This window comes from Allosphingosinicella vermicomposti, assembly GCF_003012815.1.
GTDB lineage: Bacteria > Pseudomonadota > Alphaproteobacteria > Sphingomonadales > Sphingomonadaceae > Allosphingosinicella > Allosphingosinicella vermicomposti.
Genome location: NZ_PXYJ01000001.1, coordinates 627,431 through 651,977, shown reverse-complemented (window position 1 = coordinate 651,977; position 24,547 = coordinate 627,431). Strand labels below are relative to the sequence as shown.

General features: G+C 63.3%; 24 protein-coding genes and 2 riboswitches. Of the genes, 12 read left to right on the top strand and 12 right to left on the bottom strand.

Annotated features, from left to right (window positions below; genetic code table 11):
• Positions 1–124: 124 nt before the first annotated feature.
• A complete protein-coding gene (locus tag C7I56_RS03180; RefSeq protein ID WP_245409573.1) occupies positions 125–343 on the top strand; it encodes a hypothetical protein in 219 nt (72 codons plus the stop codon).
• Here the strand turns inward: C7I56_RS03180 and C7I56_RS12515 are convergent.
• Positions 306–509, bottom strand: coding sequence for a hypothetical protein (locus C7I56_RS12515; protein ID WP_207789938.1), 204 nt, complete (start codon positions 507–509; stop codon positions 306–308). The genes C7I56_RS03180 and C7I56_RS12515 overlap by 38 nt on opposite strands.
• A 121-nt stretch (positions 510–630) precedes the next feature.
• Between C7I56_RS12515 and parE the strand changes: the two genes are divergently transcribed.
• Entirely contained in the window at positions 631–2,616 is a 1,986-nt protein-coding gene (parE, locus tag C7I56_RS03175; protein WP_106639063.1) for a DNA topoisomerase IV subunit B, read from the top strand.
• A 6-nt stretch (positions 2,617–2,622) separates the two neighbouring features.
• On the opposite strand, the gene apaG is transcribed toward parE, so the two are convergent.
• The 8 genes from apaG to C7I56_RS03135 all read right to left on the bottom strand — a co-directional run bounded on the left by apaG (position 2,623) and on the right by C7I56_RS03135 (position 10,706).
• Positions 2,623–3,021, bottom strand: coding sequence for a Co2+/Mg2+ efflux protein ApaG (gene apaG, locus C7I56_RS03170; protein WP_106639618.1), 399 nt, complete (start codon positions 3,019–3,021; stop codon positions 2,623–2,625).
• A 32-nt stretch (positions 3,022–3,053) separates the two neighbouring features.
• Positions 3,054–3,782 carry a DNA repair protein RecO gene (gene recO / locus C7I56_RS03165; RefSeq protein ID WP_106639062.1) on the bottom strand — a complete coding sequence of 243 codons (729 nt, stop codon included), beginning with the start codon at positions 3,780–3,782 and terminating at the stop codon, positions 3,054–3,056.
• 6 nt (positions 3,783–3,788) lie between these two features.
• On the bottom strand, positions 3,789–4,790 hold the full coding sequence (locus C7I56_RS03160; RefSeq protein WP_106639617.1) for an alpha/beta hydrolase: 1,002 nt from the start codon (positions 4,788–4,790) through the stop codon (positions 3,789–3,791).
• A gap of 103 nt (positions 4,791–4,893) precedes the next feature.
• A complete protein-coding gene (gene gcvPB / locus C7I56_RS03155; RefSeq protein ID WP_106639061.1) occupies positions 4,894–6,459 on the bottom strand; it encodes an aminomethyl-transferring glycine dehydrogenase subunit GcvPB in 1,566 nt (521 codons plus the stop codon).
• 274 nt (positions 6,460–6,733) lie between these two features.
• Entirely contained in the window at positions 6,734–8,092 is a 1,359-nt protein-coding gene (gcvPA, locus tag C7I56_RS03150; RefSeq protein WP_106639060.1) for an aminomethyl-transferring glycine dehydrogenase subunit GcvPA, read from the bottom strand.
• A 155-nt stretch (positions 8,093–8,247) separates the two neighbouring features.
• Positions 8,248–8,619, bottom strand: coding sequence for a glycine cleavage system protein GcvH (gene gcvH, locus C7I56_RS03145; RefSeq protein ID WP_106639059.1), 372 nt, complete (start codon positions 8,617–8,619; stop codon positions 8,248–8,250).
• Positions 8,616–9,728, bottom strand: a complete 1,113-nt coding sequence (gene gcvT, locus C7I56_RS03140) for a glycine cleavage system aminomethyltransferase GcvT (RefSeq protein ID WP_245409572.1) — start codon at positions 9,726–9,728, stop codon at positions 8,616–8,618. The genes gcvH and gcvT overlap by 4 nt, the downstream gene beginning before the upstream one ends.
• Positions 9,729–9,791: 63 nt before the next feature.
• Positions 9,792–9,901: riboswitch (glycine riboswitch) on the bottom strand.
• A 1-nt stretch (position 9,902) separates the two neighbouring features.
• Positions 9,903–10,001, bottom strand: a riboswitch (glycine riboswitch).
• Positions 10,002–10,064: 63 nt separating this feature from the next.
• Positions 10,065–10,706: a hypothetical protein gene (locus C7I56_RS03135; RefSeq protein ID WP_106639057.1), complete on the bottom strand. Its 642-nt coding sequence runs from the start codon at positions 10,704–10,706 to the stop codon at positions 10,065–10,067.
• A gap of 101 nt (positions 10,707–10,807) precedes the next feature.
• Here C7I56_RS03135 and ispH point away from each other — a divergent pair, with 101 nt between their 5' ends.
• Together ispH and rnhA are read left to right on the top strand one after the other, a co-directional pair.
• Entirely contained in the window at positions 10,808–11,758 is a 951-nt protein-coding gene (ispH, locus tag C7I56_RS03130) for a 4-hydroxy-3-methylbut-2-enyl diphosphate reductase (protein WP_106639056.1), read from the top strand.
• A 6-nt stretch (positions 11,759–11,764) separates the two neighbouring features.
• A complete protein-coding gene (gene rnhA, locus C7I56_RS03125) occupies positions 11,765–12,205 on the top strand; it encodes a ribonuclease HI (protein WP_106639055.1) in 441 nt (146 codons plus the stop codon).
• Here rnhA and C7I56_RS03120 read toward each other — a convergent pair.
• Together C7I56_RS03120 and C7I56_RS03115 are read right to left on the bottom strand one after the other, a co-directional pair.
• Positions 12,187–13,299, bottom strand: a complete 1,113-nt coding sequence (locus C7I56_RS03120) for an NAD(P)/FAD-dependent oxidoreductase (RefSeq protein ID WP_106639054.1) — start codon at positions 13,297–13,299, stop codon at positions 12,187–12,189. The genes rnhA and C7I56_RS03120 overlap by 19 nt on opposite strands.
• Complete coding sequence (locus C7I56_RS03115; protein ID WP_245409571.1) at positions 13,296–14,234, bottom strand: alpha/beta fold hydrolase; 939 nt, start codon at positions 14,232–14,234, stop codon at positions 13,296–13,298. The genes C7I56_RS03120 and C7I56_RS03115 overlap by 4 nt, the downstream gene beginning before the upstream one ends.
• Positions 14,235–14,284: 50 nt before the next feature.
• Here C7I56_RS03115 and C7I56_RS03110 point away from each other — a divergent pair, with 50 nt between their 5' ends.
• The 8 genes from C7I56_RS03110 to C7I56_RS03075 are packed head-to-tail and all read left to right on the top strand — an operon-like array spanning position 14,285 to position 21,646.
• The gene (locus C7I56_RS03110; protein ID WP_106639053.1) at positions 14,285–14,752 is read left to right on the top strand and encodes an A24 family peptidase; all 468 of its coding nucleotides are present in this window, start codon (positions 14,285–14,287) and stop codon (positions 14,750–14,752) included.
• 44 nt (positions 14,753–14,796) lie between these two features.
• Positions 14,797–15,813 carry a Flp pilus assembly protein CpaB gene (gene cpaB / locus C7I56_RS03105; protein ID WP_106639615.1) on the top strand — a complete coding sequence of 339 codons (1,017 nt, stop codon included), beginning with the start codon at positions 14,797–14,799 and terminating at the stop codon, positions 15,811–15,813.
• 2 nt (positions 15,814–15,815) lie between these two features.
• Complete coding sequence (locus C7I56_RS03100) at positions 15,816–17,417, top strand: type II and III secretion system protein family protein (RefSeq protein WP_106639052.1); 1,602 nt, start codon at positions 15,816–15,818, stop codon at positions 17,415–17,417.
• A 17-nt stretch (positions 17,418–17,434) separates the two neighbouring features.
• Complete coding sequence (locus C7I56_RS03095; protein ID WP_245409570.1) at positions 17,435–18,094, top strand: CpaD family pilus assembly protein; 660 nt, start codon at positions 17,435–17,437, stop codon at positions 18,092–18,094.
• Complete coding sequence (locus C7I56_RS03090) at positions 18,094–19,350, top strand: pilus assembly protein CpaE (protein ID WP_106639051.1); 1,257 nt, start codon at positions 18,094–18,096, stop codon at positions 19,348–19,350. The genes C7I56_RS03095 and C7I56_RS03090 overlap by 1 nt, the downstream gene beginning before the upstream one ends.
• Before the next feature lie 19 nt (positions 19,351–19,369).
• Complete coding sequence (locus C7I56_RS03085) at positions 19,370–20,347, top strand: type II secretion system F family protein (protein WP_106639050.1); 978 nt, start codon at positions 19,370–19,372, stop codon at positions 20,345–20,347.
• 1 nt (position 20,348) lies between these two features.
• Positions 20,349–21,341: a type II secretion system F family protein gene (locus C7I56_RS03080; protein WP_106639049.1), complete on the top strand. Its 993-nt coding sequence runs from the start codon at positions 20,349–20,351 to the stop codon at positions 21,339–21,341.
• A gap of 59 nt (positions 21,342–21,400) precedes the next feature.
• Complete coding sequence (locus tag C7I56_RS03075; RefSeq protein ID WP_106639048.1) at positions 21,401–21,646, top strand: LapA family protein; 246 nt, start codon at positions 21,401–21,403, stop codon at positions 21,644–21,646.
• On the opposite strand, the gene ppdK is transcribed toward C7I56_RS03075, so the two are convergent.
• Positions 21,643–24,321, bottom strand: a complete 2,679-nt coding sequence (gene ppdK, locus C7I56_RS03070; RefSeq protein ID WP_106639047.1) for a pyruvate, phosphate dikinase — start codon at positions 24,319–24,321, stop codon at positions 21,643–21,645. The two genes, C7I56_RS03075 and ppdK, sit on opposite strands and share 4 nt — an antisense overlap.
• Positions 24,322–24,547: the final 226 nt, after the last annotated feature.

Genomic DNA, 24,547 nt, shown 5'->3' with positions numbered 1-24,547 from the left:
GAAGGACGGTCCGGCACACATCAATGCCAATCAAACCGAAGGCTGAAAAAATCTAATCCGGGCCCCTAAAATCCCCGGAACCGCCCGGAATTCCGGCCGTTAAGCGTCCGCCTCACCGCCTGTCATGCACAGGCGCCCCAATATCGGAGCAAGAATAGCCGCCATGTCGAGCCACGACGCAATTTACTACGAAAAGCGTGCGGAAGCGCAGCTCGCGCTTGCGCAAAAGGCGAAGACGGGAAAGGCGGTTCAGGCCCATTACGACCTCGCCTCGGCCTATCTCGACCTCGTCTACGGGCAGGATATTAGCGCGGACGAACCAGCGGTGTCGCAAGCGGCCTGAGGAAACCGCAAACGCCATTGGCGATCAGGATCAACCCTTCAGGGCGTTGAACAGTTTCAAAACGGCGAAATGGACGCGCAACGCCGCGCGGAGAAGCTTCTCCGTCCAGCGATGGCCAGATCACGCGTGCGGCGTTCTTGGCCATATCGGATTTGATCACGTCCATGCCGATTCTTAACCTTTTGGTAACCAGTCCGTTCCCTGGTTGACCCCTCGTTCCGGCTCAACGGGCATGCGAGGAACATGCCGCTTTGCACGACGAACACGCAAAGCTTATAGACAAAGCCATGACTGACCTGTTCGCGTCGCCCTCCTCCGCAACCTCGGAAAATTACGATGCTTCCGCCATCGAAGTGCTGGAGGGGCTCGAGCCCGTCCGTCGTCGACCGGGCATGTATATCGGCGGCACGGACGAGCGCGCCTTCCACCATCTTGCCGCTGAAGTTCTCGACAACAGCATGGACGAAGCGGTGGCGGGTCATGCGACGCGGATCGAAGTGACGCTGGAGCCGGGCAACCGCCTCACCATCGCCGACAATGGCCGCGGCATCCCGGTCGACCCGCATCCCAAATATCCGGGCAAATCGGCGCTGGAGGTCATCCTTACGACGCTCCATTCGGGCGGCAAGTTCAGCGATAAGGCCTATGCAACCTCGGGCGGCCTGCACGGCGTCGGCGTCAGCGTCGTCAACGCGCTGTCGACTGAAACCGTCGTTGAGGTGGCGCGCAACAAGAAGGTTTACCGCCAGACTTTCGCTCAGGGCCATCCCACGACCAGCCTCGAAGAAGTCGGTCAGACCCAGAACCGGCGCGGCACGACGATCAGCTTTACGCCCGATCCGGAGATCTTCGGGCCCGAAGCGAAGTTTAAGCCCGCGCGCCTTTACCGCCTCGCCCGTTCCAAGGCCTATCTGTTCGCTGGCGTCGAGATACGCTGGAAATGCGATCCTTCGCTCGTCGAAGGCACCGACACGCCCGCTGAGGCCGTGTTCCAGTTTCCGGGCGGCCTCGCCGATCACCTGAAAGAGCAGATTGGCGAGCGCAATTGCGCCACCAACGAATTCTTCTCCGGCCGGCAGGAATTTCCGGACAGCCAGGGCTCGGTTGAATGGGCCGTCGCCTGGCCTTTGTGGAGCGAGGGCGGCTCCTCTTATTATTGCAACACCATCCCCACGCCCGATGGCGGCACGCACGAACAGGGTATCCGTGCGGCGCTCACCCGTGGCATTCGCGCCTTTGCCGAACTGGTCGGTCAGCAGAAGAAGGCAAAGGACATTCAGGCGGATGACGTTGTCACGGGCGCGGAGATCATGCTGTCCGTCTTCATCCGCGATCCCCAATTCCAGAGCCAGACCAAGGACCGCCTGACCAGCCCGGACGCCGCGCGGCTGGTCGAAGCCGCGATCCGCGACCATTTCGACCATTATCTCGCCGACAATATGGAGCGGGGCCGCGCCCTCCTGGGCTTCGTACTCGATCGCATGGATGAGCGCCTGAAGCGCAAGGCCGAACGCGAGATCAAGCGCAAGACCGCGACCTCGTCCCGCAAGCTCCGCCTGCCCGGCAAGCTCACCGATTGCGCCAATGACGACCCGGCGGGCACCGAACTCTTCATCGTCGAAGGCGACAGCGCCGGCGGCTCGGCCAAGCAGGCGCGCGACCGCAAGACGCAGGCAATCCTCCCGATCCGCGGCAAGATCTTGAACGTCGCCAGCGCCAACAGCGCGAAGATCGGCGCCAATCAGGAAATTGCCGATCTCGGCCTCGCGCTCGGCTGCGGCTTCCGCGACCGTTGCGATGCCGACGCGCTGCGCTACGAACGCATCGTCATCATGACCGACGCCGATGTTGACGGCGCGCACATCGCGACCCTGCTGATGACCTTCTTCTTCCAGGAAATGCCGGAAATCGTGAAGCGCGGGCACCTCTACCTCGCCCAACCGCCCCTCTATCGCCTGTCAGCAGGCGGCACCGTCGCCTATGCAAAAGACGATGCCCAGCGCGCCGAACTCGAACGCACCATCTTCAAGGGCAAGAAGGTCGAAATCGGCCGCTTCAAGGGTCTTGGCGAAATGAACCCGGGCCAGCTTCGCGAAACCACGATGGATCCCAAAACCCGCAGCCTGATCCGCATCACCCTGCCCCAGGATTATCAGGATCAGCAACCGGTCAAGGATCTCGTCGATCGCCTGATGGGCAAAAACCCCGAACACCGCTTCGCTTTCATCCAGAGCCGAGCCGCGGAGGTGGACGAAGAAGCGATCGACGCCTGACGCTGGTCAATCCGCCAATGCGGTCGCAACCAGCGGGAAACGCGGAATCGCCACCGCGAATGAGGATCCATCCGCGCCGATCATGTGGTAGCAGCCTTCCATCGCGCCGCTCGCCGTGCCCAGCGGGCAGCCGGAGACATAGTCGAACGATCCGCCCGGTTCGATCACCGGCTGTTCGCCCACCACGCCTTCGCCGCGCACGTCGTGAATGACGCCATTGCCGTCGCTGATCTTCCATTCGCGGCTGATGAGCTGCACAGTCTGCCCGCTCTCATTTTCAAGTCGCACATGATAGGCCCAGAACCAGCGGCTCCTGTCCGGCTCCGATTGATCAGCAAGGAAGCTGGCGGACACCAGCACGGTGACGCCGCGCGTCGTCGCGCTATGCGGGAAGAACGATCTCACGGAGATGAGCTTTCCTTGTTCCATGGCTCCCGTCAACACACCACGCGCTTCAAGCGATCGATCAGCCGGTCGCGGGCGGCCAGCGCTTCGGACTGGCGATCGATCAACACGTCGCGCGACAGAAAGTGCCCGGTGAGCCGCAATCCATCGAAAATCCCGTCCCAATCCGCCTCTCCGCCGGTCAGAAAGGCGGGTAACGGCAGCAGCCTGTCGCGATACTCCCCCGCCCCCTCACCACTCACCGCCCGCCCGCTCTTCGGGCTGACGAAAACCAGGCCGTCCCGCCGCCCCGTCGCCGCACATTCGGTAAGGTCGAGCCCGAACCCCAATTCCGCCAGCACCAGCAATTCATACCGCACCAGCGCCGCCGCCCACCCCTTGGCCGACGGCGCCGCCTCGATCGCCGCCAACAGCCCGTCCAGCGCATCGTAAAGGCGGGGATAGGGCTGTCCCTCCGGCAAGGCGGTCGCGGACAGCGCCGCCGCCCAATCGATGGCCGCCGCGGGCAAGGCTTCGCTAAACAAAGGCGCGCGGCTGGCGATCAATTCGACGCTCAATTGGGCAAGCTGCTCCTCCGTCCGCGCCCGATATTCGGCCTGTACGATATTGCCGGGGATCAGCACCGGCTTCAGCCGCCGCGAACGCCCGCCCCGCACATAGCCCGCCTGCATCCCCGCCTCCGGCGTCAGCAGCCGCGCGATCGCGCCATGCTCGCCATGCGAACGCAGCGACAGGACGATGGCGGATGTCGAAAGGTGCACTGCGCCCTACCCGCCATTGCGCGGCATCCAGCGCGCAAAGGCATCGGGCCATGCCGACCCGGGCATGGTGTCCGGCAGCGTCAGGCCAAAGCCGTGCCCCCCTTCCGAAAAGATATGCGCTTCGACCGGCACCTTGGCGGTCCGGCAAGCCGCGATCATCGCCGTCGTATGCTCCAACGGCACGAGCTCATCGTCGATCGCGTGGACCAGGAAGCAGGGCGGCATCTTCGCATCGACGCGCAGGATCGGCGAGCGCGCCCGCGCCGCCGCCGCGCCGGGCTTCGGCCCCAACAACGCCTCGTCGAGCCGGAAGTCGACGAGGGTCGTCACCGGATAAACCAGCCCCACGAAAGCGGGTTTCGCCGATTGCCGGTCCGCATCGTCCACCGGCGCATAAACCGCCTCGTCATGCGCAACGGCCAGATCGGCGGCGAGATGTCCGCCAGCTGAAAAGCCGATAACGCCAAGCCTCTTTGGATCGATGGCAAAGTCGGCGGCGTGGGCGCGGATGATCCGCATCGCCCGCTGCGCGTCCTGCAGGGGAACGACGTGCCGGTTCGCCCACCCCTCGCCCGGCAGGCGATAGGCGAGTACGAACACCGTGGTCCGCGACGCATTGAAACGCTGCGCCACCGCCATGCCTTCATTCTGCACCGACACGAATTGATAGCCGCCACCCGGGATCGACAGCAAAGCCGATCCATCGGGCCGCGCGGGCCGATAGACGTGCAGCTCCGGCACCGCGATGCCCCGCACCCACAATTGGCGAGCAGCTGCCGGGCCGTTCATCGTCGGATTATAAACCGGCGGCGTTGCGCCCGCCCCCGGAATGCCTTGCGGCCAGAGCGGATAACGCTCCCGCGCCGGCCAGAGCGGCATGCTCGGGTCGCCAAGCGCCGGTGTCGGCCCCAGCCACTCGCCTTGGGCGGCAGCAGCGCTCGCCGCGCTCATCGCCGCGACCCCTGCGCCAATCGCGCCGCCGAGCAACGTCCGCCGATCCACCGCCATCTTCATCTCCCTCGATGCCAATGGCGGTGTGGACTGCCCGGGCGAGCGCTTCAAGCGGCGATAGGCAGCCGAGCGGTGCAGCCCTTGCGCCGGAAGCGACCGCTTATTCCGCCGCAACCCCTTGCGTTGGCTCCTTCCACGCCAGCACGGGCTTGCGCGCCGCCAGCGTTTCGTCGAGCCGCCGCCGGGGTGCGTAGATGGGCGCGGCCTTCAACGACGCATCGCCAGCCTTCGCCCGCTCCGCAACGCTCCTTAGCGCGCCGATGAACTGATCCAGCGCCGCCTTCGATTCCGTCTCGGTCGGTTCGATCAGCATCGCGCCATGGACGACCAGGGGGAAATACATGGTCATCGGGTGGAAGCCCTCGTCGATCAGGCCCTTCGCCACGTCGAGGGTCGAAAGCCCGCCGCCGAAATCCTTGTCGCTGAACAGGGCTTCGTGCATGCACGGCCCGCTATTCCCGAACGGCGCATCGAGCACATCGTCCAGGCTGCGCAGGATGTAATTGGCGTTCAGCACCGCATCCTCCGAAACCTGGCGCAGCCCATCCGCGCCGTGGCTCAGGATATAGGTCAGCGCGCGGGTAAACATGCCCATCTGGCCATGGAAGGCGGTCATCCGGCCAAAAGTCCGCCCGTGATGCTCCTCCGCCGTTTCCTCTTCGATGAGGACATAGCGGTCGCCCTGCTTCTCGACGAACGGCAAGGGCGCGAACGGCGTCAAAGCCTCCGAGAAAACCACCGGCCCAGACCCCGGCCCGCCACCGCCATGCGGGGTGGAGAAGGTCTTGTGCAGGTTGATGTGCATCGCGTCGATGCCAAGGTCGCCCGGACGCACGCGCCCGACGATGGCGTTGAAATTCGCGCCGTCACAATAAACCAGGCCGCCCGCTTCATGCACGGCCTTGGAAATCTCGATCATGTCCGGCTCGAACAGGCCGCACGTATTGGGATTGGTGATCATCACGCCCGCAACGTCCGGGCCAAGCCGCGCCTTCAATGCCGCAAGGTCCACGCGCCCGCGCTCCGTCGCCGGAATATTCTCGACCCGATAGCCGCAGAAGGCCGCCGTCGCCGGGTTGGTCCCGTGCGCGCTTTCCGGCACCAGGATCACCTCGCGCGCATCGCCCCGCGCTTCCAACGCCGAACGGATGGCGAGAAGGCCGCACAGCTCGCCATGCGCGCCCGCCTTCGGGCTCATCGCGACACTATGCATGCCGGTGAGCTTCACCAGCCACTCGCCAAGGTCCGCTATAACCTTCAGCGCGCCTTGCACCGTGTCGATCGGCTGCAAGGGATGAATGTCGGCAAAACCCGGAAGCCGCGCCATCTTCTCATTCAGGCGCGGATTATGCTTCATCGTGCACGAACCGAGCGGAAAAAGGCCAAGGTCGATGGCATAATTCTGGCGGCTAAGGCGCGTATAGTGGCGCACCGTCTGCGGCTCGGAGAGCCCCGGAATACCGATGTCGCGCTTGCGCTCCAGCCCGCCAAGGCGGCTCGTCACCTTGGGTGCCGGGGCGATGTCGACGCCGCAGCCGCCCGCCTCATCCATTTCGAAGATCAAAGGCTCTTCCAGCATCAGCGCCCTGTTGCCGGTGAAGGTCTGCACCTCCATGCCCTCGCCCGATCCCATTTCAGGCTTCCATCCGCTCGCGTTGATGCTCATGCGCGGCACTCCTTACCAACCAGATTTCCCGTTCGCCCTGAGTAGCGTCTGACCCTGAGCTGGCCGAAGGGCGAAGACGCGTATCGAAGGGCTCCGCGCAGATGCTTCGATACGAGCCCTCGACAGGCTCGGTCTCTACTCAGCACGAACGGTTCTGTGATCACGCCACAATCAAAGCGCCCTACCCTCTCCGTTCGCCCTGAGTAGCCGTTGAGCCTGTCGAAACGGCGTATCGAAGGGCTCCGCGCCGGTGACGGAGAATTAACCCCGCCCATCACGCCAACACCTCCTGAAGCGCACTAGCCAGCGCTTCGATATCCTCGTCCGTCACCACTTCCGTAACCGCCACGACCAGTCCGTTCTCAAGCGCCTCGGCCTCCGGATAGAGTCGCCCGAGCGACACCCCGCCCAAAATGCCCTTGTCCGCCAGCGCCCGCACGGCAGGCCGCGCTTCCTTTGGTAGCTTCAGCGTGAATTCGTTGAAGAAGGTGTCGTTGACCAGTTCCACGCCCGGCACCTTGGCCAGCCGCTCCGCCGCCAGCACCGCGCGGGCGTGGTTCAGCACCGCCAAATCCCGCAGCCCCCGCTCACCCAGCAAGGTCATGTGGATTGAGAAAGCAAGCGCGCAAAGCCCTGAATTGGTGCAGATATTCGACGTCGCCTTCTCGCGGCGAATATGCTGCTCGCGGGTCGACAGCGTCAACACAAAGCCGCGCTTGCCTTCCGCGTCCACCGTCTCGCCGCACAGACGCCCCGGCATCTGGCGGACGAACTTTTCCTTGCAGGCGAACAGGCCGACATAGGGCCCGCCGAAATTGAGGCCGACGCCGATCGACTGACCTTCGCCGACCACGATGTCCGCGCCCATATGCCCCGGCGCCTCGATCGCGCCCAAGGCCACGGGCTCCGTCACCACCGCGATCAGCAACGCGCCATTGGCATGCGCCTTCTCCGCGATCGGCGTCAGGTCCGTGATACGACCCAAAATGTCGGGATATTGCACGACGACGCAGCTCGTCTCGCCGTCGATGGACGCGAGCAGCCGCTCCGCATCCGTCTCTGCCGTCAGCTCCGGCAGTGCCACGTCAAGCCGGTCGCCGGTGAAGCGCGCCATCGTCTGCGCCAGCGACACATAATGGGGATGCAGCCCGCCCGACAGGATCGCCTTGCCGCGCTTGGTCACGCGCCGCGCCATGGTGATCGCCTCCCAGCAGGCGGTCGATCCGTCATACATGGAGGCATTCGCGACGTCGCAGCCATAAAGGCGCGCCACCTGCGTCTGGAATTCGAACAAGACCTGCAACGTCCCCTGCGCGATTTCCGGCTGATAGGGCGTGTAGCTGGTCAGGAACTCGCCGCGCTGAATAATGTGATCGACGCTCGCCGGCACATGATGCTTGTAGGCGCCCGCCCCCAGGAAGAAGGGCACTTCCCCCGCAACCATATTCTGCCGCGCCATCGCGCCCATTTGCCGCTCGACGCTCATCTCGCTGGCATGGTCCGCCAGCCCCTCGATCTTGCCCGAAAGCCGCGCCGCCTCCGGCACATCCACGAACAGATCGTCGATCGACTTGGCGCCGATGGTCCGCAGCATTTCCTGGCGGTCGGTATCGGCAAGGGGAAGGTAACGCATGGGTCGAATTCCTAAACCTGTTCCCAGTTATCCGTTCGCCCTGAGTAGCCGTTGAGCCTGTCGAAACGGCGTATCGAAGGGTTCCCCAGGGAATGCTTCGATACGGTCTTCGGCTGCGCTCAGCCCCTACTCAGCACGAACGGCTTTTGACGGGATCACTGACTATCCACGAAAGCCTTATACTCGTCGGCGTTCATCAGCCCCTCAAGCTGGCCCTCGTCCGAAAGCTTCAGCTTGAAGAACCAGCCCTCGCCTTCCGGTGCGGTGTTGACCAGCGACGGATCGGCTTCAAGCGCGGCATTGCCCTCAACAACCTCGCCCGAAACCGGCGCATAGACGTCCGAAGCCGCCTTCACCGATTCCACGACCGCAGCATCGCCGCCTTGGCTGACTTGCGTACCAGCAGAAGGCACTTCGACGAACACGATGTCGCCAAGCTGGCCCTGCGCGAAATCGGTGATGCCGACGGTGGCGATGTCACCCTCGACCTGGATCCACTCATGTTCCTTGGTGAAATAGAGGCTCATTTACCGGCTCCCTTGCGGTGATATTTGTGCGGAACGAAGGGCATCGGGACGACCCGTGCCTGGAAAATCTTGCCGCGCTGGGCGAGCGTGATCGCGGTGCCTTCCTGCGCGGACGCGAGCGGCACATAGGCCATGGCGATCGCGGCCTCGAGCGTCGGGGAAAAGCCCCCGCTCGTCACGCGGCCAACCTCATTGCCCTCACCATCCACCACCATGGCGCCTTCGCGCACCGGCTGACGGCCTTCGACGGCCAGGCCGACACGCTTGGTGATGGTGCCGTTCTGCAGCTCGGACGCGATGCGATGCCAGCCCGGAAAGCCGCCTTCCTCGCGGCGGCGCTTGGACAAAGCGAAGGTCAGGTCAGCCTCGACCGGAGTCGTCGTCGTATCGAGATCGTGCCCATAGAGCGGCAGCCCCGCCTCAAGCCGCAGCGAATCGCGCGCGCCAAGGCCGATCGGCTTCACCTCCGGCTGGCTTGCGAGCAGATCGGCGACCTTCTCAACATCTTTCGCCTGCACCGAAATCTCGAACCCGTCCTCGCCGGTATAACCCGAACGGCTGATCCAGGCGGGAACGCCGTCGATTTCGAACATGCCGCCGGTCATGAAGGTAAGCTCTTCGACACCCGGCGCGACACGCGACAGCGCGTCCACCGCTTTCTGCCCCTGCAGCGCGAGCAGCGCCTGCTCCTTCATATGGTCGATGACCAGGCCAGGCAGCATCCGCTCCAGATGCGCGATGTCGCCGTCCTTGGTGGCGCCGTTCACCACCAGGTAGAAATGATCGCCGCGCCGCGTCACCATCAGATCGTCGATGATCGCGCCGTCCTCGGTCAGCAGCAGCGAATAGCGCAGCCGTCCGTCTTTCAGCAGGCCAAGGTCGGCCGGGAGCACGCTTTCCAGCGCCTTATCGAGATTGGGACCGGTGATGACCAACTGGCCCATATGGCTGACGTCGAACAAGCCGGCGCTCTCCCGCGTCCACTTATGCTCGGCCATGATGCCTTCATATTGGATCGGCATCTGGTAGCCCGCGAACGGCACCATCCGCGCGCCCTTGGCGCGATGCCACGCGTCCAAAGGTAACGTCTTTTCCCCGGTATCGCTCACTTCCGTCTCCTTCAAAGGCGCATGGCGTCACGCTCCGCGTACAAAGCGTCAACTTCCAATACCCCCTCTGTCCCGAGACCTGAGAGCTTTCGCCAGCCGCTTTGCGACCGCTTACCCCTTCGGTGGGATGTGACGTGCCGAGGCACTTTCGCCAACATCCGCTTTCCAGAGTGTCTGACCCGCGCGGTCCTTGAGACCTGAGAGATTCCGGGGTGGTTGCTCCTTCGGCGGCGGCGGGTTTGAAGTCCCGCCGCGCTCTCCCGCGCGAGTCCCCGGCAGCTTCCCGCCAGCGACCCTCGAAGCTCTGGCCGGAGCCAGAGCCAGAGTCAACGCACCTTATTTGGTGGCGTTATAGGCAAGCTGTTCCTGGGTCAGCTGGAAGCCCACCAGCAGCTCGAAGCTCGCCCGCTGTACCGCGGTGCGGACGTTCGGATTGCTCAGCGGATCGACCGCCGCGTCTGCGTCGCCAGGCTTACGCTCGCGCGTCACCTCACGGCGAATATCTTCCGGCAGGGTCGCTGCCGAGCGCAGCACCCGCGAACTCGCCTGGCCCGTCGTCGTCGCGCGGTAAGAGCCGTCTTCGAAGCGGAGCGTCACGCGGTTAACCCGCTTCGACACCACGTTGGTTCCGGCGTGTACGACCGTCGCGAAATAGGGAATCACCACCTCGCGCGCGCCGCGATTGTCGCGGCGCTGGCCCTGCACTTCGAAATTGGCGGCCGTGTTCACATACTCACCCGTCTCGTCGCAGGTTGAGGTGAGGTTAGTCATCGTCGCGACCACGTCGATCGCATCGGCGGTCCGCGCATTTTCCGGCGAGAAGAAAGTGACATCGCCCGTTCCGGCGGGAATCGCCACCGCAGTGCAGGCCGTGCGGGTAACAAGAATTCCGCCCGTATTGGTGATCAGGCCGTCCGAGCTGCAACCGAGCAGCGCCAGGGAGAGAAGAGCGGAAACAGCAACCTTGGCCTTGATCACGAGATGGATATCCTTACCTGCGGGGCACGAACGCTGCCCATTCGCGCGCGATCATAGGAAGCGGCTTTCAAGGCTGCAAGTAAAGGCGTAGACGAACACCCATGTCCGCATCAAAGCCGCCCTTAAAGCTCCTCATCGCCGCCCCGCGCGGCTTCTGCGCGGGCGTCGACCGCGCCATCCGCATCGTGGAGCTGGCGATCGAGCGTTACGGCGCTCCCGTCTATGTGAGGCACGAAATCGTCCACAACAAATATGTCGTGGATTCGCTGAAGGAAAAGGGCGCCATCTTCGTCAAGGAATTGGACGAAGTTCCCGACGGCGTACCCGTCGTCTTTTCCGCCCATGGCGTGCCAAAAGCCGTCCCTGCCAAGGCGGAGGAACGCGGTCTTGAATATCTCGACGCCACCTGCCCGCTCGTATCGAAGGTTCATCGCCAGGCTGAGCGGCTCGTCGAGGCGGGAAAGCACATTCTCTTCATCGGCCATGCCGGGCATCCGGAGGTTATCGGCACGTTCGGTCAGGTACCCGAAGACCAGATGACGCTCATCGAGACGATGGCGGATGCGGAATCCTACCAGGCCGCCGATCCGGACAATCTCGCCTATCTCACGCAGACCACGCTTTCGGTGGACGACACGCGCGATCTAATCGCTGCGCTCGAGCGGCGCTTTCCGACGATCCGCGGCCCCAAGGGCGAGGATATCTGCTACGCGACGTCGAACCGGCAGACGGCGGTCAAGACGATGGCCGCACAATGCGATTTCGTGCTGGTGATCGGCGCGACGAACAGCTCAAATTCCGTTCGTTTGCTGGAAGTCGCGGAGCGTGAGGGAACGCCAGGCCGCCTCATTGCGCGCGCCGCCGAGATCGATTTCGGCTGGCTTGAAGGGGTTCGTACCCTTGGCATTACCGCAGGTGCATCAGCGCCGGAAATCTTGGTGCGGGAAGTTGTGGAACGCGTGGCCGCACATTTCGAAATTACCGAGGAAGTGGTCGAAACAGCCGTCGAAAACATGACCTTCAAGCTTCCCGCTGCTCTCCGCGCCGCTTGAGCCATCGTGACAGAAGTCGAAATTTTCACCGATGGCGCCTGCAAGGGCAATCCCGGGCCCGGCGGTTGGGGCACGATCATCCGTTCCGGTGAGCACGAAAAGGAATTGAGCGGCGGCGAAGCGCTCACCACCAACAATCGAATGGAGCTAACCGCGGCGATCCGCGGGCTTCAGGCGCTGAAGCGGCCCTGCGTTGTCACCGTCAGTACGGACAGCGTTTATGTGCGCGACGGCATTACCAAATGGATCCATGGCTGGCGGCGTAACGGCTGGAGGACCGCCGACAGGAAGCCCGTCAAAAATGCCGAGCTTTGGCAGGAATTACTCGAAGCCTGTGGCGCGCATCAGATCACATGGGAATGGGTGAAGGGTCACGCCGGACACCCGGAAAATGAGCGGGCTGACCAACTTGCCTGCGACGCCGCCCTTCAATTCATGAAGCGCTGAGCGGCATAAGGCGCGGGGTCGATCGCGGCGACCATTGGATCGGGTGAAAGCTCAAAAAGCAGGGACGCAGCAAGCTTCGCGGCCGCAGGCGCCGTCTGAATACCGAAGCCCCCCTGCCCTGCAAACCAGAAAAAGCCCGGCTCCGCAAAGCCGTAGACTGGAAGCCGATCCGGCGCGAAGGTCCGGAGCCCGGCCCATTTGCGTTCCACCGCCTCGACCTTCCAATCGACGACCGTTTCAAGCGTCGCGATCGCGCGGGCGACATCCATTTCATCGGGCGCGCAATCGCAGGGCGGACAAGGCGCCTCATCATGCGGGCTGAGCCAGAGCCGTCCGCCTGCTTCAGGCTTGAAGTAAAAGCGCCCGCGCGCGTCCATCACCAATGGCAGAATGGCCAGCGCAGGCGGATCGACGCGCAGTTGGATCATGGTGCGGCGATAAGGCTGAATTCCGAGCATACGCATTCCGGCGCGTGCCGCGACCTCATCTGCCCACGCACCCGCAGCGTTCACAAGCAGCGCCGCTTCGGCGCGCTCCCCGTAATCCAGAGTCCATAAGCGCGATTGCCGAGAAGCGGATCGAAGCGCGGCATCCGTTTTAAGGTGTGCGCCACTTTGCCGCGCCGCGCGGAGGTAAGCGCCGTGCAGGGCGGCAACGTCGATGTCGCGGCAGGAAGGCTCCCACAGTGCCTTATCCCACCCGGGCCTCACCCCTGGGATGGCCGCTTCGATCGCCGATCGGTCAGCCAGACTGAGATCCACCGGCGTGTCCGAGAATTGCCCGACCATGGCGTCCAGTGCCGCCTCACCCTCCGCGTCGGCAAGGGTCAGGGAGCCGCGCGGATGAAGAAAAGACCGGTCATGGAAGGCCGCAGGCGGATTGGATAGAAAGCCTTCGGAGGCCGTCGTCAGCGGCTGGATGATCGGCCCGCCATAGGTTTCCGACCAGAAAGCCGCCGAACGACCGGTCGCATGATAGCCGGGCTGATCCTCGGCCTCGATGAGGAGGACGGAAGCATGAGGCGCCACTTCGGCGGCAAGGCTGGCGCCCGCAATGCCCGCCCCGACAATGGCGATATCGTAACGCTGCGTCATCCGGTCTGCCGATCGAAAAAGACGTCGATGCGGGCAAAGGCATCGAGCCGCACTCTATCGGATTCGCGCAGAATCTCATGGGCGGCATCCGGATAGACGATTAATTCCGCCCCCCGTATTTGGACCGCAGCCTTTCGGATGGCGGAAGTACTCACCAACCCGTCTTTTTCCGCCGCCAGGATCAGCATCGGCACTTGAATCGAGGCCAATGCGCCAGCGGTCAGCCGCGCAATCGAACGATATGCCGCGACAACCCAGTTCCAGGTCGGAATACCGAGATCGTAGGCAGGCTCCCGCTTCTGCCACCAAAGCTCGTCGGCGTAGCGATCGGGACAGGATGTCAGCCGGTTACGGCGTGCATCCTTGCCCGCGATCCGTGCCTGATAGTCGCTCACCACGGGCGCCCCGCCTCGACCCAGCGCGACCAGCAGGCGAGCCAGCCGAGGCGCAATAGAAGCGGGAACCGGTCCGCTATTAATCCCAACCATCGGCGCAACGAGCACGACCGCGTCGGCCTTCACCGCTTTTTCCGCCAGAGCCCGCAGCAGCAAATGCCCGCCCATCGAATGGGCGATCACGACATGAGGCCCGGGTGACCCTTCCCGCCATTCCCGAACGAAGGCCGCGAGATCGTCGATCAGCGGATCGAATCCAGCCTGCGGATCCGGTGCACCGCGTTCGCCCTCCGACCCACCTTGCCCGCGCCAATCGAAAGCAGCTACGCGCCAGCCCGTTCGGCGCCAATAATCCATCGCCTCGAGATATTTTTCGATGAAATCGCCGCGGCCACCAAGAAAGAGTAAGCTGCCGCGCGACGGCACGTCCCCCTCTGCGGGCCAATCCATTACCCGCAGACGCCAGCCGTCGGCAGCCGTCCAATCGGAAAAAAGTGCGCCTTGCGGCTTGGCGCGCCGGTCGATCTCGCCTGTCTTCACCTGCCCAGTTACGGTTTTGAAAGGCGCCTCGTCTAGGGCATGAGGCCTACATGAGCGAAATCTCCTACTACCTCCTCGGCCTCCTCATCGCGATGCTGCTGGCTGCGGCGATCTGGGACGTGAAGAGCCGGACGATCCCAAACAGTCTCAATGCGGCGATCGCGTTCGCCGCGATCCCCTATTGGATCGCCATTGGTTTGCCGATCTGGCCGGATATGGCGCTTCAATTCGGCATCGGCCTGCTTGTGTTCGCCGTCTTTGCCGCCGTCTTCGCCATCGGCGCGATGGGCGGAGGAGATGTGAAGATGGTCGCGGCGCTCGCGCTATGGCTTCCACCAAATCAGGTGCTGACGATGATCGTCATCATGTCGATTGCGGGCGGCGCGCTGACACTGGTCATGCTCATCTGGCACAAAGTGATTCGATCTTCGAAGCCGTTGGAAATTCCCTATGGCGTCGCGATCGCGATTGCAGGTGTTTTAATGCTTGGCGAACGGTTTCTTAACCACTTTAGTTGATGAATGACGCCGAACCAGGTTCCCGTGGGGAGGCAGTAGGCGTCATGGATGTGAAAAAGATCGTGCTTTTGGTGGGCGCGTTGATCGTTGCAGCGGTCACCGCCGTTATGGCCAAAAACATGTTCACCGGGGCAAGCGCGCCGCAAGCGCAGGCAACTCCGATGGTGCAGGCAGGACCGGAAGTGCTGGTTGCGACCCGCGCGCTCCCCGTCGGCACGATCATCGACGCGGAAGCTCTGCGCTTCCAGCCGTGGCCGAAGGGGCTGATCCAGCCGGCTTATTACACGAAGGAAAATGGCGGCGATCCGGCGAGCTTGATCGGCACCGTCGTCCGCAACGAAATTACGGCGGGGCAGCCGATCACCCAAGGCTCACTGGTGAAACCGGGCGAGCGCGGCTTCCTTGCCGCGGCTCTCGGCCCGGGCATGCGCGCGATCACCGTCGGCGTATCACCGACCAGCGGGGTTGCGGGGTTCGTCTTTCCGGGCGATCGGGTGGATATCGTCCTGACCCAGGAAGTCGAGGGCGGCGGCGAGGGCGAAGCGCTGAAGGTCGCCGAAACCGTGCTCCGCAATGTGCGAGTCCTTGCGGTCGATCAGAGCCTGACGGCGCAGGATGAAAGCGGCAACAACGTCGCAAAGACGGTGTCCACGGTGACGCTGGAAGCGACGCCGCAAATGGCGGAAAAGGTCGCGGTCGCGCAGAAGATCGGCGAACTCTCGCTCTCCCTGCGCTCGATCGCCGACAATACGGCCGAGCTGGAGCGCGCCATCGCCGCAGGCGAAGTGGATGTTCCGGACAACAATGATCCGAAGGCCGAACGCAAGATGCTGATCAGCATTGCAAGCCGGCCGATCGACACGGGTTCGACCGTCACGGTTGGCGCGGACGTGTCGCGCTATCAGCGCCGCACGGTTCCGGCAAAGCCCGCGGCGCAAACTGTATCGCAAGGGGGCGCTTCGGAAGACAGCCGTCCGCAGGCATCGGCTAAACCCGCCGGTCCAGTGGTCCGCGTCGCCCGTGGCAACACGGTCACCGAAGTCGCGGTGGGGGTTAAGTGAGTATGAAGAGCAAGTCTTTCATGGCCAAGGGCCGCATCGGCTTCGCCGTCGCCGCACTGATGGCGTCGGGTGTCGTCATCCTTCCGGCTGCTGCGCAAGCCCAATCTGCCGCCGTCCAACCCGCGAACGATGTCGCTATTTCGGTCGGCACCGGACGCATGGTGCAACTGGACGGCGCGATGAGCGACCTTTTCGTTGCCAACGATACCGTGGCAGACGTTCAGGTCCGCTCCGCCAACCAGATCTATATCTTCGGCAAGGCCGCAGGCGAGACCACCGTCTATGCCACGAACAAGGCGGGCAAAATCGTTTATTCGGCCAATGTCCGCGTCGGCAAGAATATCGATTCGATCGATGACATGCTCCGCGCCGCTATGCCCGACGCGCAGATCCAGGCAATGCCGATGAACGGCTTCGTATTGCTGACCGGCACCGTCGCGGCGCCGGCGGACGTCGAAGACGCCACCCGCCTGACCCAAGCTTTTGTCGGCGAAGGCATGCAGGTCATCAACCGGTTGCGGACAGCGACGCCGCTTCAGGTCATGCTGCAAGTCAAGATCGCCGAAGTCAGCCGTTCGCTGGTCAAGGAAATCGGCTTCAATCTGCTGAGCCGCGACCGTACAAGCGGCTTCCTGTTCGGCATCGGATCGGGCGGACGGAATATCGGATCGATCGGTCAGGTTCCCCTGACCGACTTTCCGAAGCTCGACGCCTCATCGCTCTACGGCCTGCCCGCCGGCAGCCTTCAACTCCCGTTCAATCCGGCGACGGGCCAGTTCATCACCGGCCCGACATCGAATGTGCCGTCCTACACAACGAACCGCGATCTCGGGGTTAACACGACGCTGAACTTCGCGGGCAATCTGCTGGGCGTCGACATTCTCTCGGCACTCGACCTCCATCAGGATGACGGCCGGGTTCAGACGCTCGCCGAACCAACGTTGGTCGCCTTGTCCGGCGAAACGGCGAGCTTCCTTGCGGGCGGAGAGTTCCCCATTATCATTTCCACCGGCCTCAACGGCAATACGGTGGAATTCAAGGAATATGGGGTCAGTTTGGCCTTCACGCCGACGGTTTTGGACGGCGGCAGGATTTCCATGCGCGTTCGCCCCGAAGTGTCGGAACTGACCGAAGTCGGCGCGATCACACTTAACGATTACACGATCCCCGCCCTCACCACCCGTCGCACGGAAACGACCGTGGAACTGGGTTCGGGCCAAAGCTTCATGATCGGCGGTCTTCTCCGCAATAACGGGAATAACCGGGTCACCAAGGCGCCGTTCCTCGGCGACCTTCCGATCATCGGTGCCCTATTCCGGTCAACCTCGTTCCAGCGTAACGAGACTGAACTCGTCATCGTCGTGACGCCGTATCTCGTAAAACCGGTGAGCGCGAACCAGATCGCGCTGCCGACCGACGGCTATCGTAATTCGAACGACGCCGAACGCACATTGCTCGATCGCGCGCACCACAGCCAGCCGGGCGAGCAACGCCCGAAGCCGTCCGTCGCGACACCGCAAACCGTACTTCCTGCAGGGGCCACTCCGGCAAATTCCAGCGGACCCGCACCCAAATCCAACGCCGCCCCCGGCTTTTCATTCTGACCGGGCGACAGGAACATATGATGATGAACAGCTCGAAGCTTTCCGCTCTCCTGATCTTGGCCGCGCCGTTTGCCGCTCATGCAGGCGACAACAAGATCACGCCCTATAATAATCCGGGCCTGAATTCGGCAAATCAGCCTGTCGTGCAGCGGACGGATTATGTCCTGGACGTTGCAGCAACCGGCAGCGGCTTGGCTTCGGGTGAGGCGGATCGTCTGCGCGGCTGGTTTGAATCGCTCGCGCTGGGCTATGGCGACCGGATCTACGCACAGGAATCAGGCTATGAAGACGCGGGCGCCCGCGCGGATATCGCGGCACTGCTGGGCCGCTATGGCCTCGGCCTCACTGAGGGAGCGCCTGTCATGTCCGGTAACGTCCAGCCCGGATCGATGCGCATCATCGTTACGCGCAGTACCGCTTCGGTGCCCGGCTGCCCCAATTGGGAAAAGGGCGAGATCAATTCCCGCACCGCCAAGACGCCGCCCAATTATGGGTGCGCAACCAACTCCAATCTCGCCGCGATGATCGCCGATCCCAATGATCTTGTGCAGGGCAAGGCCGCGCAAGGTGGCAGCGACGCGCAAGATGCGGTGAAGGTTATCAAGGTCTATCGCGATCGTATTCCGACCGGGACTGAAAAGCTGAAGGCTGAAGCGACGAGCGGAGGATCGAACTGATGAACGCGCCATTCTCCCGCGGTCTTCGCGATCCGTTCACCGCTTTTGTCGGCGACGAAGCAACGGCTGAACTTGTCCGGTCCGTCGCCGTCGAACATGGCTGGCAGCCGGAAAAGGTGAACCGGGGCGGGCTGCGTAACGCCGTCCAATCTCTATCCGTGTCGGCAAGCCCGAGCATTCTGTTCGTTGATCTGTCTGAGTCGGCCGATCCACTGAATGACATCAACGCACTGGCTGAAGTCTGCGAACCCGGCACCGTGGTGATCGCGGCAGGACAGATCAACGACGTGCGCCTCTATCGCGACCTCGTCGCCAGCGGCATTCAGGATTATCTCCTCACCCCCTTTACAGCCGATCAGCTTCGCGACGCACTTGCGCACGCACAGCTGACACTGGCCGGCCCACGCGTGAATGAAACGACGGCTGAGCGGCCACATGTCGTTGTTGCGGTAACGGGCGTGCGCGGCGGTGTCGGTGCGTCGACGCTGGCGACATCGCTCGCATGGCTGATGGGCGATTCCCTGGGCCGCTCCACAGCTCTTCTCGATCTCGACATCCATTTCGGAACGGGTGCTCTGGCCCTCGATCTCGAGCCCGGTCGGGGCTTGACGGACGCAATCGAGAACCCGAGCCGCATCGACGGCCTGTTCATCGAACGTGCCATGGTCCGTGCCAATGAACGGCTCGCCGTGCTGTCCGCCGAAGCGCCGATCAACCAGCCGGTGCTGACCGACGGGTCTGCTTTCTTCCAGCTCCAGGAAGAAATGAAGAATGCGTTCGAGACGACGGTTCTCGATCTGCCGCGCGCGATGATGATCCAGCACCCGCACCTGATGAACGACGCGCATGTTGCCGTCGTGGTCGTCGAGCTGACACTGGCCGCAACGCGTGACGCCATCCGCATATTGTCCTGGCTCAAGGCCAATGCGCCGCAAGCGCGCGTGATCGTCGTAGCGAACCGCGTCGCGGCGCCCGCCATGCAGGAAATCAGCCGCAAAGATTTCGAGCAATCGATCGAGCGCAAGATCGACATACTCGTCCCCTTGGATGCCAAGGCTGCGTCCAATTCGGCAAAGCTCGGCCAGCCGTTGGCCCAAGCCAAAGGCGCGGCCAAGGTTACGCAGGCGCTCAGCCGCCTCCTTGCCCTCACCGTCAGCACCATGGATGATGGCGGGGAAGCCGAAAGCACGACTTCCAAATCCCTGATCGGAAATCTGAAGGGCCTGATGGCCAAGAAGACGAAGCAGGCGGCATAAGGACGAAACGAACCGCGCCATGCCGACATTTCCGATCGTCATCTTTGCTCTTGGCCTGATCGGCACGATCGCTTTGCTTGCGGTCGCGCTCAGCGGCCCGTCGGCCGCGAAAGCGCAAGCGCGCCGGCTTGAAGACTTGCGCGAACGGCACAGCCGCTCGATGGATGTCGCGGCACAGGCGCAGATGAAAAAGCTCGTCGCGGCGCGCAATTCTTCCGCGATAGACGGGCTGGCGACGAGCCTCATTCCCAATCCGGCTTTGCTTCGCCAGCGCATTCAGCGCACGGGAAAGACTTGGTCGCTCGGCCAATATGCGACGACCTGCGCCGCCATCATTCTGGTGGTCTCTATTCTCCTGATGTCGCGCGGCGCGCCGGTCTTCCTGTCGCTTCTGATTGGGCTGGGTGTCGGTATCGGCATCCCGCACTTTGTGATCGGCAAGCTTATCACCAAGCGCGTGGCACAGTTCACCGCCCGCTTTCCGGACGCGATCGAGCTCATGGTCCGTGGCCTTCGCTCGGGTCTTCCCATTTCGGAAACACTTGGCATCGTGGCGGGAGAAGTGCCTGGTCCGGTTGGTAGCGAATTCCAGACGGTCGCGGACAAGATGCGGATTGGCCGTACGATGGAGCAGGCGTTGCAGGAAGTGGCGGATCGCCTGGGGACGCCTGAATTCCAATTCTTCGTCATCACCCTTTCCATTCAGCGCGAAACCGGCGGCAACCTCGCCGAAACGCTGGCGAACCTGGCCGACGTCCTGCGCAAACGTTCGCAGATGAAACTCAAGATCCGTGCCATGTCATCGGAAGCGAAGGCGTCCGCGATGATCATCGGCGCCCTTCCCTTCATCGTCTTCGGCCTCATCTTCATGATGAACCCCGAATATATGGGTGGCTTCTTCAGCGAACCGCGGCTGATGATCGCGGGCGGCGGCGGACTCCTCTGGATGGCGATCGGCGTGTTCATCATGGCCAAGATGGTCAATTTCGAGATTTGATATGGCACCGGCTAACCCGACAGTTTTAGGCGTCGATGTCATGATGATCGCCACGGCATTGTCCGCCGTGGCCACATTCGCCGTGCTCGTCGCCGTCTATGCCGCGACAACGGTGCGCGATCCGATGGCGAAGCGCGTCAAGGCGCTGAACGAGCGCCGCGAGCAGCTGAAGGCGGGCATCATTGCCTCCACCTCCAAGCGCCGCAAGAAGATCACCAATCGCAACGAAGCGGCCGACAAGGTTCGCACCCTCCTCTCTTCCCTGAAAGTGCTTCAGGACGAGCAAGTCGAAAAGGCGCAGCGCAGCCTGCTTCAGGCGGGCATCCGTTCCAAGGATCTTGCCTTTGTCGTCATCTTTGCGCGCCTCGTTCTGCCGATCGTGATCGGCGGCACGGCAGTGATCGGCGTCTATTTGCTGGACTGGTTTCCGGACTGGAGCGGCCTCAAGAAATATGCGCTGGTCGCCGGATCGCTCGTCGGCAGCTACAAGGCGCCGGACATCTTCCTCAAAAACAAGATCACCAAGCGTAGCGAAGCGATCCGCAAAGGCCTTCCCGACGCGCTCGACCTCCTCGTCATCTGCGCGGAAGCCGGGTTGACCGTCGATGCGGCTTTTGCCCGCGTCGCCCGCGAACTTGGCAAAGCTTATCCGGAGCTAGGCGACGAGTTCGGATTGACTTCGATCGAGCTGGGCTTCCTGACCGAGCGGCGTCAGGCATTCGAAAACCTCGCCAACCGTATCGATCTCGACGCCATTCGCGGCGTCGTTACGACGATGATCCAGACCGAGAAATACGGCACGCCCCTCGCGTCGGCTTTACGCGTGCTATCGGCCGAATTCCGCAACGAACGCATGATGCGGGCGGAAGAAAAGGCTGCGCGGCTTCCCGCGATCATGACGGTGCCGCTGATCCTGTTCATCCTGCCGGTGCTGTTCATCGTGATCCTGGGCCCGGCGGCCTGCGCCATCTCCGACGGCTTCCTCAACAAATAGGGAACCGAGCGCAGATTTGATGATTGTTCCGGGCACGTAAGCTACCCCGGAGATGCGCCATGATCGCCTTCACGATTACCGAGTGGGTCATCCTGATCCTTGTCTTCCTGCTCGGCCTGTTCATCGGCATGGCCTTCCTGGCAGGGGGTAAGTGGAAACGGCGCTATCGCGATGAGGTGGCGCGGCGGGAGGCAGCGGAGCAGGAGAATGCCCGGCTCCACCGTGAGGCCCGCGAGCTGGACTCGCTACGGCACAGTGCGGCCAAGGCTCCCCCGCCCCGCCACGATGAGGATCGCAGGCTTTAACGCGACCTGAGCGCCGCCTGCGCCGCCGCAAGGCGGGCGATGGGGACGCGGTAGGGAGAGGCTGAGACGTAATCGAGACCCGTCCGCTCGCAGAAAGCGATGGAGGACGGATCGCCGCCATGTTCGCCGCAAATGCCGAGCTTGAGGCTGGGCGTGGTCGCCCTGCCCCGTTCGGCAGCGATGCGGATGAGTTCGCCGACGCCATCCTCGTCGATGCTGACGAAGGGGTCGCAGGTGAAAATGCTTTTTTCGACATAAGTGGTGAGGAAGCGGGCGGCGTCATCGCGGCTGACGCCCAAAGTGGTTTGGGTGAGATCGTTGGTGCCGAAGGAGAAGAATTGCGCTTCCTCGGCGATGTCCCCAGCGCGGAGAGCGGCGCGGGGGAGCTCGATCATTGTGCCGACGAGATAGTCGACGGAGTGGCCTTTCTCCTCGAACACCTTGTTCGCCGTGGCGTCGATGAGTTGGCGGATGATGGCGAGTTCGGCCTTGGTGGCGACAAGCGGCACCATCACTTCGGGCAGCGGCGCCTCGCCGCTCGTCTTGGCGACCTCGACCGCCGCCTCGAATATGGCGCGGGCCTGCATCTCGTAGATTTCGGGATAGGTGATGCCAAGGCGGCAGCCGCGATGGCCGAGCATCGGGTTGAATTCGTGCAGCTCGGCGACGCGCTGCTTCAATTGCTCGACACCGACATCGACGGCGCGGGCGACTTCGGCAAACTCTTCCTCACCGTGGGGGAGGAATTCGTGGAGCGGCGGATCGAGGAGGCGGATCGTGACGGGCAGGCCCTTCATGATCTCGAAAATCTCGATGAAGTCGCTGCGCTGGGCGGGGAGCAATTTGGCGAGGGCGGCACGGCGGCCCGCTTCATTTTCGGCGAGGATCATCTGGCGGACGGCGGTGATGCGCCCGGCGTCGAAGAACATATGTTCGGTGCGGCAGAGGCCGATGCCCTCCGCGCCGAATTCGCGCGCAGTGCGGCAATCGTTCGGAGTCTCGGCGTTGGTGCGGACCTTGAGGCGCCTCACCTTGTCGGCCCATTCCATGAGGGTGCCGAAATCGCCCGCAAGCTCCGGCTGGACGGTGGGGACGGCGCCGAGCATCACCTCGCCGCTTGCGCCGTCGATGGTGAGCGTGTCGCCTTCCTTGACCTCGACGCCGCCGACGCGCACGACCTTGGCCTTATAATCGATGGCGAGGGTGCCCGCGCCTGAGACGCAAGGACGACCCATGCCGCGCGCCACGACCGCAGCGTGGCTGGTCATGCCGCCGCGCGCGGTGAGGATGCCTTCCGCAGCGTGCATGCCGTGAATGTCCTCCGGGCTGGTTTCGATGCGGACCAAGATGACCTTGTCGCCCTGCCCTGCCCGGCGCTCGGCGCTGTCCGCGTCGAAGACCGCGATGCCGCACGCCGCGCCCGGGGATGCGGGGAGGCCCTTGGCGATCACCCGGCGCTCCGCCTTGGGGTCGAGGGTCGGGTGCAGGAGCTGATCGAGCGCGGCGGGATCGACACGGAGGATGGCCTCCTCTTCCGAAATCAGGCCTTCGCGGGCCATGTCGATGGCGATCTTGAGCGCGGCCTTGGCGGTGCGCTTGCCCGAACGGGTCTGGAGCATCCAGAGCTTGCCGCGCTCCACCGTGAACTCGATGTCCTGCATGTCGCGATAATGGGTTTCGAGCAGGTCGAAGACGCGGGCGAGTTCGCCATAAACCTCCGGCAACGCCTCTTCCATCGATGCGGCCTTGGCACCCGATTTTTCGCGTGCGGCCTTGGTGAGATATTGCGGAGTGCGGATGCCTGCGACGACATCCTCGCCCTGCGCGTTGATCAGATATTCGCCATAATAAGCCCGCTCGCCGGTGGCGGGATCGCGGGTGAAGGCGACGCCGGTGGCGGACGTGTCGCCCATATTGCCGAACACCATCGCCTGCACGTTGACCGCCGTGCCCCAGTCGCCCGGAATGTGGTTGAGGCGGCGATAGACCTTGGCGCGCTCCGACTGCCAGGAGCCGAACACCGCGCCGACGGCGCCCCACAATTGTTCATGCACATCCTGCGGGAAGGGTTTGCCCCAAAGCTCCTCGACCAGTGCCTTGTAACGGCCGACCAGAGCCTGCCAGTCGGCGGCCTCAAGATCGGTGTCGAGGTGGACGCCCTTGTCTTCCTTGGCGATCTCCAGCGCTTCCTCAAACGCGCCGTGATCGAGTTCGAGGACAACATCCGAATACATTTGGATGAAGCGGCGATAGCTGTCCCAGGCAAAGCGCGGATCGCCGGAGGTGGCGGCGAGGCCCTCCACCGTCGCATCGTTGAGGCCGAGGTTGAGGACCGTGTCCATCATGCCCGGCATCGACACGCGGGCGCCGGAGCGGACCGAGACGAGCAAGGGATCGGCGGGGTTGCCGAAGGTCTTGCCCGTCACGCCTTCGATATGGGCGATGCCGTCCACCACTTCGGCGTGGAGGCTATCGGGGAAGCTTTCACCTTCCTGATAATAACGCGCGCACATTTCCGTGCTGATCGTGAAGCCCGGCGGGACCGGCAGGCCGATGGAGGCCATTTCGGCGAGGTTGGCGCCCTTGCCGCCGAGGAGATTCTTATCGCCGTTGCCGCCATCGGAAACGCCGCCTCCGAAGCGATAGACATAGCGATGCTCTGCGGCGCGGTTCATTTCAGGGTTTCTCCGATGGGAAGGTTGCGGGCCGGACGGCGAAGGCGGAATGCGGACGCTTCTTTATTGTTCCCCTGCGAAAGCAGGAGTCCAGCCGCACCGACTGAGCCGCTGGGCTCCTGCTTTCGCAGGAGCACTGGGATTGGACTCTCCTCCCCTTCAGGGGAGGGGCTGGGGGTGGGGCGGTGGTAGAAAGAAAGGCGCGGCTGACACCGCGCACCCACTC